This is a genomic window from Rhizobium sp. HT1-10 (assembly GCF_049472505.1).
In the GTDB taxonomy this organism is placed as follows: domain Bacteria; phylum Pseudomonadota; class Alphaproteobacteria; order Rhizobiales; family Rhizobiaceae; genus Rhizobium.
Window position 1 is genome coordinate 651,695 of sequence record NZ_JBCEBQ010000001.1, and the last position, 12,396, is coordinate 664,090.

General features: G+C 59.6%; 16 protein-coding genes. 13 read left to right on the plus strand and 3 right to left on the minus strand.

Features of this window, described 5'->3' with window-relative positions; translation table 11 throughout:
• Window positions 1-27 precede the first annotated feature (27 nt).
• Window positions 28-507, plus strand: coding sequence for an SsrA-binding protein SmpB (gene smpB, locus VH564_RS03205; protein ID WP_111220398.1), 480 nt, complete (start codon window positions 28-30; stop codon window positions 505-507).
• Window positions 507-926, plus strand: coding sequence for a DUF3830 family protein (locus VH564_RS03210; protein ID WP_423338364.1), 420 nt, complete (start codon window positions 507-509; stop codon window positions 924-926). The genes smpB and VH564_RS03210 overlap by 1 nt, the downstream gene beginning before the upstream one ends.
• A gap of 30 nt (window positions 927-956) precedes the next feature.
• Here VH564_RS03210 and VH564_RS03215 read toward each other — a convergent pair whose 3' ends face one another.
• Window positions 957-1,538 carry an NYN domain-containing protein gene (locus VH564_RS03215; protein ID WP_423338365.1) on the minus strand — a complete coding sequence of 194 codons (582 nt, stop codon included), beginning with the start codon at window positions 1,536-1,538 and terminating at the stop codon, window positions 957-959.
• A 305-nt stretch (window positions 1,539-1,843) separates the two neighbouring features.
• Here VH564_RS03215 and rpoZ point away from each other — a divergent pair, with 305 nt between their 5' ends.
• From rpoZ to recO, 11 genes are all read left to right on the plus strand, one after another.
• Window positions 1,844-2,239 carry a DNA-directed RNA polymerase subunit omega gene (gene rpoZ / locus VH564_RS03220; protein WP_423338366.1) on the plus strand — a complete coding sequence of 132 codons (396 nt, stop codon included), beginning with the start codon at window positions 1,844-1,846 and terminating at the stop codon, window positions 2,237-2,239.
• A gap of 101 nt (window positions 2,240-2,340) precedes the next feature.
• Window positions 2,341-4,563, plus strand: a complete 2,223-nt coding sequence (locus VH564_RS03225; protein WP_423338367.1) for a RelA/SpoT family protein — start codon at window positions 2,341-2,343, stop codon at window positions 4,561-4,563.
• A 190-nt stretch (window positions 4,564-4,753) separates the two neighbouring features.
• Window positions 4,754-4,903 (plus strand): DUF3563 family protein, encoded by a 150-nt coding sequence (locus tag VH564_RS03230; protein ID WP_111220403.1) that lies wholly within the window; start codon window positions 4,754-4,756, stop codon window positions 4,901-4,903.
• Between the two features lie 141 nt (window positions 4,904-5,044).
• Window positions 5,045-5,635 (plus strand): DUF2062 domain-containing protein, encoded by a 591-nt coding sequence (locus VH564_RS03235; protein ID WP_423338368.1) that lies wholly within the window; start codon window positions 5,045-5,047, stop codon window positions 5,633-5,635.
• A gap of 25 nt (window positions 5,636-5,660) precedes the next feature.
• The gene (acpS, locus tag VH564_RS03240) at window positions 5,661-6,065 is read left to right on the plus strand and encodes a holo-ACP synthase (protein WP_423338369.1); all 405 of its coding nucleotides are present in this window, start codon (window positions 5,661-5,663) and stop codon (window positions 6,063-6,065) included.
• 114 nt (window positions 6,066-6,179) lie between these two features.
• On the plus strand, window positions 6,180-6,923 hold the full coding sequence (gene lepB, locus VH564_RS03245) for a signal peptidase I (protein ID WP_423338370.1): 744 nt from the start codon (window positions 6,180-6,182) through the stop codon (window positions 6,921-6,923).
• A complete protein-coding gene (rnc, locus tag VH564_RS03250) occupies window positions 6,920-7,639 on the plus strand; it encodes a ribonuclease III (RefSeq protein WP_423338371.1) in 720 nt (239 codons plus the stop codon). The genes lepB and rnc overlap by 4 nt, the downstream gene beginning before the upstream one ends.
• A gap of 8 nt (window positions 7,640-7,647) precedes the next feature.
• Entirely contained in the window at window positions 7,648-8,595 is a 948-nt protein-coding gene (gene era, locus VH564_RS03255) for a GTPase Era (RefSeq protein WP_423338372.1), read from the plus strand.
• A 76-nt stretch (window positions 8,596-8,671) separates the two neighbouring features.
• On the plus strand, window positions 8,672-9,424 hold the full coding sequence (locus VH564_RS03260) for a Crp/Fnr family transcriptional regulator (RefSeq protein ID WP_423338373.1): 753 nt from the start codon (window positions 8,672-8,674) through the stop codon (window positions 9,422-9,424).
• A 238-nt stretch (window positions 9,425-9,662) separates the two neighbouring features.
• Window positions 9,663-10,025, plus strand: a complete 363-nt coding sequence (locus VH564_RS03265) for a response regulator (protein ID WP_423338731.1) — start codon at window positions 9,663-9,665, stop codon at window positions 10,023-10,025.
• A gap of 67 nt (window positions 10,026-10,092) precedes the next feature.
• Entirely contained in the window at window positions 10,093-10,869 is a 777-nt protein-coding gene (recO, locus tag VH564_RS03270) for a DNA repair protein RecO (RefSeq protein WP_423338374.1), read from the plus strand.
• A 12-nt stretch (window positions 10,870-10,881) separates the two neighbouring features.
• Here recO and VH564_RS03275 read toward each other — a convergent pair whose 3' ends face one another.
• Together VH564_RS03275 and VH564_RS03280 are read right to left on the minus strand one after the other, a co-directional pair.
• The gene (locus VH564_RS03275) at window positions 10,882-11,730 is read right to left on the minus strand and encodes an MOSC domain-containing protein (protein WP_423338375.1); all 849 of its coding nucleotides are present in this window, start codon (window positions 11,728-11,730) and stop codon (window positions 10,882-10,884) included.
• Window positions 11,731-11,738: 8 nt separating this feature from the next.
• Window positions 11,739-12,392, minus strand: coding sequence for an HD domain-containing protein (locus tag VH564_RS03280; protein WP_423338376.1), 654 nt, complete (start codon window positions 12,390-12,392; stop codon window positions 11,739-11,741).
• Between the last annotated feature and the right edge of the window lie 4 nt (window positions 12,393-12,396).

Below are 12,396 nucleotides of genomic sequence, written 5' to 3' on the forward strand. Positions count from 1 at the left end.
CTGTCACGAGGGACGGAATAACAGATCATGGCACCCAAAGGCAGCCAACGCGTCGTCAAGAAGGTGGTCGCGGACAACCGCAAGGCCCGCTACAACTACGAGATCCTCGATACCTATGAGGCAGGCATCATGCTGATGGGGACCGAGGTCAAGGCGTTGCGCGATGGCAAGGCCAACATTGCCGATTCCTACGCCTCGGACGAAGGCGGCGAGATCTGGCTGATCAATTCCTATCTGCCGGAATATCTACAGGCCAATCGCTTCAATCACGAACCGCGTCGCCGCCGCAAGCTGCTGCTGACCGCGCGCGAGATCAACAGGCTCCGGGTCGGGATCAATCGCGAAGGCATGACCCTCATTCCGTTGAAGATCTATTTCAACGATCAGGGCAGAGCCAAGCTCGAGCTGGCACTGGCAAAGGGCAAGAAGTTGCACGACAAGCGCCAGACGGAGAAGGAGCGCGACTGGAATCGTCAGAAGACCCGTATCCTGAAGGACAACGGCTGATGCGAAAGCTCAGGATTACGGTCGGGGACCTCGTCTTCGTCGCCCGTCTGGAGTTTGAGAAGGCGCCGGAGACCTGCCGCGCGTTCGAGGCGCTGTTGCCGTTCGAGAACCAGACGATCCATTCGCGCTGGAGCGGCGAGGCGGTCTGGGTGCCGCTTGGCGATTTCCAGTTCGGCGTTGGCTTCGAGAACCACACATGTCATCCCTCGCGCGGGGATATTCTGCTCTACCCGGGCGGCCATAGCGAGACCGAGCTGCTGTTTGCCTATGGCAGTTCGTCATTCGCGAGCAAGATGGGCAGCCTTGCCGGCAATCACTTCCTGACCGTGGTCGAAGGTGCCGAGCAACTGGCGGAAATGGGACGCCGCGTTCTATGGAACGGCGCACAGCCGATCCGGTTCGAGGCCATCGGCGAATAGCTACGGCAGCGTCCGCCCAAGCGGCTCCTGCTATTCTTCGGTTTCGCCCGCAGTTGCCGTCTCGGTCGGCCGCACCATGCGTTCGGACGGGTCCCTGCCGATCTCTGCTTTCAGCGACACCAGATCGATGAAGTGGTCCGCCTGCCGGCGCAGGTCGTCGGCGATCATCGGCGGCTGCGTTGCCATCGTCGAAATGACGGACACTTTTCTGCCGCGACGTTGAAGAGCTTCGACCAGTGTTGTGAAGTCGCCGTCGCCGGAGAAGATAACCATGTGATCCACGGTCTCCGACTGTTCCATCGCGTCGATGGCCAGCTCGATATCCATGTTCCCCTTGATCTTTCGGCGGCCCATGGAATCGGTAAATTCCTTGGCAGGCTTGGTCACGACCTTGTAGCCGTTGTAATCGAGCCAATCGATCAGCGGACGGATCGATGAATACTCCTGATCCTCGATCAGCGCGGTGTAGTAATAGGCGCGCAGCAGATAGCCGCGTTTCTGAAATGCTTTCAGTAGCTTGCGGTAGTCGATATCGAATCCGAGGCTCTTGGAAGCGGCGTAAAGATTCGCGCCGTCAATGAAGAGTGCAATTTTCTCGCGTGGGTCAAACATGGCTCGCTAATCCATTGCTGCAAAACGAAAAACGCTAAAAGGCAATCACTACAGTGCCTTAGGTTGAAATCAATGGCACAAACAGCTTACTTGAAGAATTGTTCATATAAGCGAGATGTAGGGCACGATTTTCTTTATTCCAAGCAACCTGCGGTGGAACTGAAAAATTCTTAGGGCGTTGGAGGGCGTCTTAACGGTGTTCTGAGGCGTAGGATGAGGAAAAACTTGAATTTGCCAGCGTTTGATTGTATCGGGCATCTTAATTCCATACATGTCGACGACATCACGACCGTAAAGGACAGGCAATGGCCCGTGTCACCGTAGAAGATTGCATTGATAAGGTAGAGAACCGGTTCGAGCTCGTTTTGCTCGCCAGCCATCGCGCCCGGCTCGTCTCGCAAGGGGCTGCAATCACCATCGACCGCGACAATGACAAGAACCCCGTCGTTGCGCTGCGCGAAATCGCCGACGAGACGCTGTCTCCCGACGACCTCAAGGAAGACCTCATCCACTCGCTGCAGAAGCATGTTGAAGTCGATGAGCCCGAACCCGATCCTGCAACCCTGGTTGCTGCCAATGCGGCGTCGGGTGACGAGGACGACGATAAGCCGGAAGCCGTGACATTCGACCAGATGTCGGAAGAAGAGTTGCTGGCCGGTATCGAAGGCCTTGTGCCGCCGGAAAAGAGCGACGATTACTGATCGTCAATCTTGATGCTCCGCGTTGGAGCTATATGATGGTGAAATGCCCGTGCGCCAGTCATCCGATTGGCGCGCTTTTCTTTTTACCGGAGTAGCGTTGGATGATGCGGCAATACGAGCTTGTTGAGCGCGTTCAGAAATACAAGCCCGATGCCAACGAAGCTTTGCTGAATAAAGCCTATGTCTATGCGATGCAAAAGCATGGGCAGCAGAAGCGTGCCAGCGGCGACCCCTATATTTCGCATCCGCTCGAAGTGGCCGCCATCCTGACGGACATGCATCTCGACGAATCCACGATTGCCGTCGCGCTGTTGCATGACACGATCGAGGACACGACGGCGACGCGTGCCGAAATCGACGAATTGTTCGGCGAAGACATCGGCCGGCTGGTCGAAGGCCTGACGAAGATCAAGAAACTCGATCTCGTCACCAAAAAGGCCAAGCAGGCCGAAAACCTCCGCAAACTGCTGCTCGCCATCTCCGACGATGTGCGCGTCCTTCTGGTCAAGCTCGCCGATCGCCTGCACAATATGCGCACGCTCGAGCATATGCCGGCCGAAAAGCGGGCCCGCATCTCCGAAGAGACGATGGATATCTATGCGCCGCTGGCCGGCCGCATGGGTATGCAGGACATGCGCGAAGAGCTGGAAGAGCTTTCGTTCCGGCATATCAACCCCGAGGCACACGACACTGTCACAAAACGCCTCGAGGAGCTGTCGCAGCGCAACGAAGGGCTGGTCAAAAAGATCGAGACCGAACTGCGCGACCTCTTGGTCGCCAACGGTCTCGCCAACGCCTATGCCAAGGGCCGGCAGAAGAAGCCTTACTCGGTGTTTCGCAAGATGCAGTCGAAGTCGCTGTCTTTCGAGCAGCTGTCGGATGTCTACGGCTTTCGCATCATCGTCGATGACATCCAGGCTTGCTACCGCGCGCTCGGCATCGTCCATACCCGCTGGCGCGTCGTGCCGGGGCGCTTCAAGGATTACATCTCGACCCCGAAGCAGAACGACTACCGCTCACTGCACACAACCATCGTCGGTCCGTCCAGCCAGCGCATCGAATTGCAGATCCGCACGCGCCGTATGAATGAGATTGCCGAATACGGTATTGCCGCCCATTCGCTCTACAAGGACCAGAACACCGCCGAAGGCGAGCTTCTGTCGCGGGAAAGCAATGCCTATTCCTGGCTCCGCCGCACCATCGAGGCGCTGGCCGAAGGGGACAGCCCCGAGGAGTTCCTCGAGCACACCAAGCTCGAATTGTTCCAGGACCAGGTGTTCTGCTTCACCCCGAAGGGAAAGCTCATCGCCCTGCCGCGCGGCGCCACGCCCATCGATTTCGCCTACGCCGTGCACACCAACATCGGCGACACCACGGTCGGCGCCAAGATCAACGGCCGGATCATGCCGCTGGTCACCCGCCTTGCCAATGGCGACGAAGTCGAGATCATTCGCTCCGGCGTCCAGGTGCCGCCGGCCGCCTGGGAAGAGATCGTCGTTACCGGCAAGGCACGGGCTGCCATCCGCCGGGCGACCCGCATGGCGATCCGCAAGCAATATGCCGGGCTCGGCCACCGCATTCTCGAGCGTACCTTCGAGCGCGCCGGCAAGATCTTCACCCGCGATGCGCTGAAGCCTGCGCTGCACCGGCTGGGCCAGAAGGACGTCGAGGACGCGATTGCCGCCGTCGGGCGTGGTGAAATGTCATCGCTGGATGTGCTGCGTGCCGTCTATCCGGATCACCAGGACGAGCGCGTGACGGTCAAGCCGGCAGGGGACGAGGGCTGGTTCAATGTCCGCAGCGGCGCCGGCATGATCTTCAAGATCCCGGGCCTCAGCAAGCCGGACCTTGCCAATGCTGCTGTCGACGATCTGGAGACCCTTCCGATTCGGGGTCTTGCTGCCGATGTCGCGGTTCATTTCGCCCCGACCGGCGCTGTTCCCGGCGACCGCATTGTCGGTATTCTCGAGCAGGGCCGGGGGATCACGATCTATCCGATCCAGTCGCCGGTGCTGCAGCGCTTCGACGACCAGCCCGAGCGCTGGATCGATGTGCGCTGGGACCTCGACGAGGCCAACAAGTCGCGCTTCACAGCCCGTATCCTGATCAATGCGCTCAACGAGCCGGGTAGTCTGGCCAAGATCTCGCAGACCGTCGCCGATATCGATGTGAATATCCGCGTGCTCAACACCGTCCGCGTTGCGGCCGATTTCACGGAGATGGCGCTGGATGTCGAGGTCTGGGACCTGCGTCAGCTCAACCAGATGCTGGTACAGGTCAAGGAACTCGATTGCATCGCCACGGTGAAGCGGCTTTACGAATAATTAACCCGACAAAAGATGCCGATTGCATTGTCTGCATCTTTTTTGATCGTTTATTGGTCATTTTGTCGCAGGTAAATGCCTATGTATGCATTCACTGCATGGCTGCACTCGTAATCGGGCGTTGGTCATTAACGGCCGAAGAGCCTATATTCACCTCATCGAAAGAAACAAACCAGATGAGGAAATGACAATGTTTGGTCCTTTTAAGAAGTTCGCTCGTGCCCTCCGCGTTCCTAGCGTTGAAGAACGCGAAATGGCATACCTGAACGGCTCTAACGACCGTTTTGATCTTGAGTATCGCCAGCGTCAGGTCGATCGCGGTGCATTTCGCAACCGTTAATCGCGTCTAGACTATCGAATTGGGGAAGGCGGCGTGCAATTGCAACGCCGCTTGCGAGTAGAGAATGCAATCGGTCTATTCGGCATGAGAAGCGTAGCGTCGCTCTTGTCATCAAGGCTATCACTGCACTAGATATGCCGAATGTTATTTCGCCGAAGAAAACCGCAAAAATTTGCCGACAAACTGCGTGACATGGTCTGGCCCCGCAAGGGCTTCACAAGACCGATCCGCTATTTTCAGCGGCGTATCGTTCGCCTGACAGCGTCGCCGCATGCAATCGCCGCAGGCTTTACGGCCGGCATTATCGTGTCATGGACACCTGTGATCGGCGTGCATATCGTCATCGCCTTTGTGCTTGCCTACCTCGTGGGCGGCAATCTCCTGGCTGCGACCCTCGGCTGTCTGGCGGCCGGCAATCCCTTCACATACCCATTTATCTGGGCGATCACCTGGGAGATCGGGCATCTGATCCTCGGGCGCGAGAGCGGTGACCAGAGCGGCTCCATCGACCTGCCGGCACTCTTCCACAATCTGGACATCTGGCAACTCTGGGGCGGCGTGCTCGAGCCGATGCTTCTGGGCGCCATTCCTCCCGCAATCCTGTCCGGGCTGATCGTCTACAGCATCACCTTCTATGGCGTGCGCGGCTTTCAGCGTCGTCGCAAGGCAAGGCTGATGGAACGGGCGCGTGAACGCATGGCATTCGCGGCGCAGAACGCACCGACCGTCTGACGACCGGTCTGTTGGGAGATCATCCATGATCATCGGTATTGGCAGTGACCTGATCGACATCCGCCGCGTCGAAAAATCCATCGAACGATTTGGCACCCGCTTCACCGAGCGGTGCTTCACGCCGATCGAACGTCGGAAGTCGGATGCTCGCAAGAACAGAGCTGCCTCCTATGCCAAGCGTTTTGCCGCCAAGGAGGCCTGCTCCAAGGCGTTGGGGACCGGGCTCGCCCAAGGCGTGTTCTGGCGCGACATGGGCGTCGTCAATCTGCCGAGCGGCAAACCCACCATGCAGTTGACCGGCGGCGCTGCCGCGCGCCTGGCAACGATGGTGCCGGATGGTCATCAGGCGGTCATCCACCTGACCATCACAGACGATTTCCCCCTTGCTCAAGCCTTTGTGATCCTGGAAGCGGTGCCGCTGCCATCGTGAAGCCTTGCCGCCGTTGCTTTTCATGCAGGTGGCATTGCCGCCGTGATGGGAAGCGGCTAGAGAGTGCCTGACAGTCAATTGCGCCGGTGGGGTGCAAAAAAGGAATAAGACTTCGTGTCCGAGAAAGCCGTAAAGCAGCCGAATGCCCTTTGGGAAAACGTCAAGGTCATCGTTCAGGCATTGGTCCTGGCCATGGTCATCCGGACCGTTCTTTTCCAGCCTTTCACCATCCCGTCGGGTTCGATGATGCCCACGTTGCTGGTTGGCGACTACATCTTCGTCAATAAGTTCGCCTACGGCTATTCGAAGTATTCGCTGCCGTTCTCGCCGAACCTCTTCAGCGGCCGTATTTTTGCGAGCGAGCCGAAGCGTGGCGACGTGGTCGTCTTCCGCTTCCCGCCCAATCCCGATGTCGACTACATCAAGCGCTTGGTCGGCTTGCCGGGCGATCATATCCAGGTCAAGGACGATCTCCTCTATATCAATGGACAGGCCGTGCCGCGCGCGCCCGACGGCAGCTTCACCTCGGACTACAAGCTCGATCCGGGCGAAGACGTCCCGGTCTACCGCGAGACCTTCGACAACGGCAAGACTTTCGACACCCTCGACCAGTCGCCGAACTCCCGTGGCGACAACACGCAGGAATTCGTCGTTCCGCCAGGCCATTATTTCATGATGGGCGACAACCGCGACAACTCGCTGGATAGCCGCTTCGACGTCGGCTACGTGCCGGCCGAGAATCTCGTCGGCCGCGCCAGCGTCATCTTCTTCTCGCTCGGCAACGACACGTCGTTCCGCGAGATCTGGAAGTGGCCGAGCAACATGCGCTGGAACCGCATCTTCAAGGTCGTTCAATGAGCAAAGTCCAGGCGCTTTCGTCGGCCGAGCGTGCCAGACTTGAGGCTGCGATCGGCCACGAATTCGCCGAGAAGGAACGGCTGGATCGCGCGCTCACCCATGCTAGCGCGCGGTCTGAAAAGGGCGGCAACTACGAGCGGCTTGAGTTCCTCGGTGATCGGGTCCTGGGGCTGTGCATAGCGGAACTATTGTTCAGCACATTCGGCAAGGCGGACGAGGGCGAGCTCTCCGTCCGCCTCAACCAGCTGGTCAGCGCCGAGACCTGTGCCGAGGTCGCCGACGAGCTCGAACTCCATCTCTTCATTCGCACCGGTGCCGACGTCAAGAAGCTGACCGGCAAGCGGATGCTCAACGTCCGCGCCGACGTCGTCGAGAGCCTGATCGCCGCCCTCTATCTGGAAGGTGGCCTGGAGGTGGCGCGCAAGTTCATTTTGCGCTATTGGCAAGGACGTGCCGTTCGCGCCGATGGCTCCAGACGGGACGCCAAGACGGAATTGCAGGAATGGGCCCACGCCAAGTTTGCCGTGACACCGGTTTACCGGGTTGAAGACCGCAGCGGACCGGATCATGATCCCCGCTTCACGGTGACGGTGGAAGTGGCAGGGACGAAGCCTGAGACTGGAACTGATCGCTCCAAGCGGTCCGCCGAGCAGGTGGCCGCGACCAAGATGCTGGAGCGCGAAGGCGTATGGCAGAGTTCGTCTGCCGGAAAATGACGGAAAACATGACCGATAGTGAAGACACAGGCGCCGTTGACGGCGCACCCGTAGCCGATGAACGCCCGACCCGCTCGGGCTTTGTCGCCCTGATCGGTCCGACCAACGCCGGCAAGTCGACCCTCGTCAACCGCTTCGTCGGGGCGAAGGTATCGATCGTCAGCCACAAGGTTCAGACGACGCGCGCCATCGTGCGCGGCATCGCCATCCACGACCGCACGCAGATCGTCTTCATGGACACGCCCGGCATCTTCAAGCCGCGCCGCCGGCTGGATCGCGCCATGGTGACATCAGCCTGGGGCGGTGCCAAGGATGCCGATTTGATCATGCTGCTGATCGACAGCGAACGCGGCCTGCGCGGCGATGGCGAAGCCATCCTCGAGGGTCTGAAGGACGTCTACCAGCCGAAGATTCTCGTGCTGAACAAGATCGACCAGGTCCGCCACGAAGACCTGCTGGCCCTGGCCAAGACCGCCAACGAAAAGATTGCCTTCACCGAGACCTTCATGATCTCGGCCGAAAAGGGCCATGGCTGTGACCACGTGATGGACTATCTGGCGAAAACCTTGCCGGAAGGTCCCTGGTACTATCCCGAAGACCAGATCTCCGATCTGCCAATCCGCCAGCTGGCCGCCGAAATCACCCGCGAAAAGCTGTTCCTCCGCCTGCACCAGGAGCTTCCCTATTCCTCGCATGTGGAGACGGAGAAATGGGAAGAGCGCAAGGACGGATCGGTTCGCATCGAGCAGGTCATCTACGTCGAGCGAGACAGCCAGAAGAAGATCGCGCTCGGCAAGGGCGGCGAGACGATCAAGGCAATCTCCAGCGCTTCCCGCAAGGAACTGGGCGAGATCCTCGAGCAGACCGTCCATCTCTTCCTGTTCGTCAAGGTGCGGGAAAACTGGGGCGACGATCCTGCGCGCTTCCGCGAAATGGGACTGGATTTTCCGAAGTGACTTTTCCAGCCGGGATGAAAGTCTAGGCGTCCTGACATCGGCGCCTGACGACCTGGCTGCAAGCTGCAGGGTAACGATGAGCAAGACTGCCAATACTCACGAAACGAGAACGCCTTGCGAGCTGTGTCCGCTCCGCGATAAACCGCATTTTCGCGAGTTCGATAGCGAAGAGCTGAATTTCGTCTCGCAGTTCAAGCGGGGAGAGTTGGCAGTCGACGCAGGGGCGACGATCCTCGTCGAGGGCTCCCACAGTGCCCACCTGTTCACCGTCCTGTCCGGCTGGGCCTTCCGCTACAAGGTCCTCGAGGATGGCCGGCGGCAAATCCTGAACTATGTGATGCCCGGCGATCTCCTTGGTCTGCAGGGGACCATCATGGGCGAGATGCAGCATTCGGTCGAGGCGCTGTCGCCGGTGACGCTCTGCGTGTTTGAGCGCGACAAGCTGATGACGCTCTATAACCGGCACGCCTCGCTCGCTTTCGATCTGACCTGGATCGCGGCGCAGGAGGAGCGGATACTCGACGAGCATCTGCTGAGCATCGGCAGGCGTTCGGCGCTGGAGCGCGCGGCCTATCTCCTCGCCTATCTTCACCAGCGGGCACGATCGATCGAGCTGTTCGACGCGCGGACGGTTATTCCCGTGACGCAGCAGCATATCGCCGACACGCTTGGCCTTTCGATCGTCCATACCAACAAGACCCTAAAGAAGCTTTCGGAGCGGAAACTGATTCGCTGGCAGGAGCGCGGCTGCGATGTGCTGGATGGTCAGGGATTGGCCAATCTTGCTGAATGGAATGGAATAAGCGAGGGCAAGCGCCCATTCATTTGACATCCAGATGAAATCGCATGTCTTTTTTAAATGCCCACCTTTTGAAAAAAGCCTAGTGATTGCATGTCGTTAAATTACGGGAAGTTGCGAAGCTATGGTAATGTATCCCGAAGCGACTACAGTAAGGGGCATATCCATGCCCTCAAACGACATTGCGGCGCGGGACGCCGGAGAGAAAAATGATAAACTTACTGGCAGACTGCGGTTGCCGCCGGTCCTTCTGGCAAGCAAGATGCCCATGATTCCACAGCGCGTCCTTATTCTGGAAGACAATCTCATCATTGCGATGGAAGCGGAGGAAATTCTTCGCGAGATCGGTTCCGAGAAGATCGAGCTTGCTGCCAACCTCAACGAGGCACTGGCTGCGATCGACAGGGGTCAATATGATCTGGCGCTTCTCGACGTCAATCTAGGCGAGGCGATGAGCTTCAATTTCGCGCGTCTGCTGGTCGAGCGTAACATCCCCTTCGGTTTCGTCAGCGGCTATTCCGATACGCAGGAATTCCCGGACGATCTGCAGGATGCGCCGCTGCTGGTGAAGCCCTTCGACGAACGTGCCATGCTGCAGTTTCTGGCGAAGATGTTTCCCGAGAAGGTCTAGGCGATCTGCCGTGACAGCCAGGCTACCATCCTTTAATATCATGTTCTCATAGGGACGAACGTGCCGGATGCAGTGGCAGGACCAAGCCATTATTTTGGGAGTGAAGCGGCTTGGCGAGACGAGTGTCATTGCCGAGGTGATGACGCATGATCGCGGGCGCTGTCTCGGCCTGGTGAGGGCAGGGCGGTCGCGCACGATGCAGCCGGTATTGCAGCCCGGAAACCATGTCGAAGTCACCTGGCGCGCGCGTCTTGATGAACATCTCGGCGAGTTCCGCGTCGAGCCCGTGCGGTTGAGGGCGGCGCGATTGATGGAAACGGCAACCGCCGTCTATGGCGTGCAGGCCATGGCGTCCTTGCTGCGCCTGCTGCCGGAACGCGATCCCCATCCGCATCTCTACAATGCGCTCGACGTCATCCTCGACAACCTGCATGAGCCGATTGATGCCGGCGAGTTGTTCGTCCGATTCGAACTGGCCGTGCTGAACGATCTCGGCTTCGGTCTCGATCTCGCCGAATGCGCGGCGACTGGTGTGCGCGAGGACTTGGTCTATGTATCGCCGAAGTCGGGCAGGGCGGTATCGCGCGCAGCGGGCGCGCCCTGGGCCGACAAGATGCTGACGTTGCCGGCTTTTCTGGCCGTCGGCAATGGTCGGGCCGCCGATGCGGAAGGGCTTGCCGCTGCCTTTCGTTTGAGCGGCTTCTTTCTGCACCGGCACGTCTATGAGCCGCGCGGCATCGATATCGGCGCCACGCGCCATGGCTTTGTTCAGGCCGCTCTGAAAGCGCTCGAGGGCGTGGCGCTCCCTGCAGAGGCCCACCAGCCACAGATCCTATCGACCTGAGCCGTCAACCTCTCAACGCTGTTTGAACGCCCAGCCCTCTCGCCGCTCTTCCATGCATTCGACGGCATCCCCGATGGCAATGCTGCCACTTCCGCGCGGCACGGCGTTCCAGCCGAACAGCGGCCCCGGCACCCGCCTGTCTGCAGACATCCGCAGGCGACCCATCGCCGGCATCGGGTTGGCACCGTCGCGTGACCCGGTCTTTTGATCCTGCGTGGTCATGATGCAGCGGGCGCAAGGTTTGACCAGGTCGAACCGGATGCCGCCGATAGAGATTGCCGCCCATCGATCCTCCTGCCAGGGCTCGTCGCAGTCGATGACGATGTTCGGTCGAAAGCGATCCATGCCGACTTGTGCCTCGCCATGGGCCGCAAGGTCGGCATTGAGTGCCGACAGGGATCCGGTTGTCGTTACCAGGATCTGGAAGCCGTCGCTGAAGCTGACGGGCGTAGCGTCGCCAGCCCAGTCTTCCTCGGCTGTACGCTGCGAATGTTCGTCGAAGATCACGATCTTGATCTCCCGGCCAAGCCACTCCGACAGCGCGTGGTTGCTTTCGTCTTCAGCGACGGCGGCGTTGACGATGGTCTTCCAGATGTCGACGTCGAGGCGCGCGCCGGCAGCGTTCGGCCGGACCGAAATGGCAGGCTTGTCATCCATGCCAAGGTGAAACGTCCCCTGGCTCATCTCGACATCCAGCCGGGCAAGGAGCGGCATCTCGCGCTGGGTGATCGCCTGCCCATTGGGATCGACGATCATCGCGCGCCTGTCTCCGACAAGGCCGAAAGAATCGATTTCGGAGCTTTGCAGGGAAACCCCGCGCGCGCTTTTCAGCGGATAAAGGGTGAGTTCGCGGACGTGCATAGTGCCTCTCAGATTTCGGCGATGAACATGTCGAGGACCGCTTGCAGCCGTTCGTGTCGCGCCTTGGCCATGGCGATGCCGGTCGTCGTTTGGAACCGGTCGGCCAACTTGAATAGCTTTGTCTCGAAGTGGTCAATCGCAAAGCGCTTGTCGTCAAGAGGACGATGGTCGGCCAGGGGATCGAGCGGATCGTAGAGGCCGGAGCCGAGCCGACCGGCGATGTAGAAGCAGCGCGCCGCGCCGACCATGCCGATCGCGTCGAGACGGTCCGCATCCTGCAGGATCTTCGCCTCGAGCGTCTGCGGTGGCTGGTTGGCGGAAAAACTATGCGTGGTGATGGCATGGGCGACGGCGGCAATGTCTGCAGCGCTCCAGCCGAGGCCTTCGAGGACGCCCGAGGCCTTGGTGGCAGCAAGCGCCGAAGCCTGGTGACGGAGCGGTGAATTCTTTTCGACCGCTACGCAATCGTGCAGCAGCACCGCTGCCGTCAGGATGCGCCCATCGCCTCCGTCCTTGGCCTGGATGCGCATTGCATTCCTGAAAACCCGCAGAATATGGGCGATGTCGTGCGAGCCGTCGTCGGTGTCGGTCGCATGGGAGACCAGGGAGGCAGCCAGATCGCTGTAGGGTGCGAAGGCCTCCGCCAGCAGGGATTCACGCATGGGC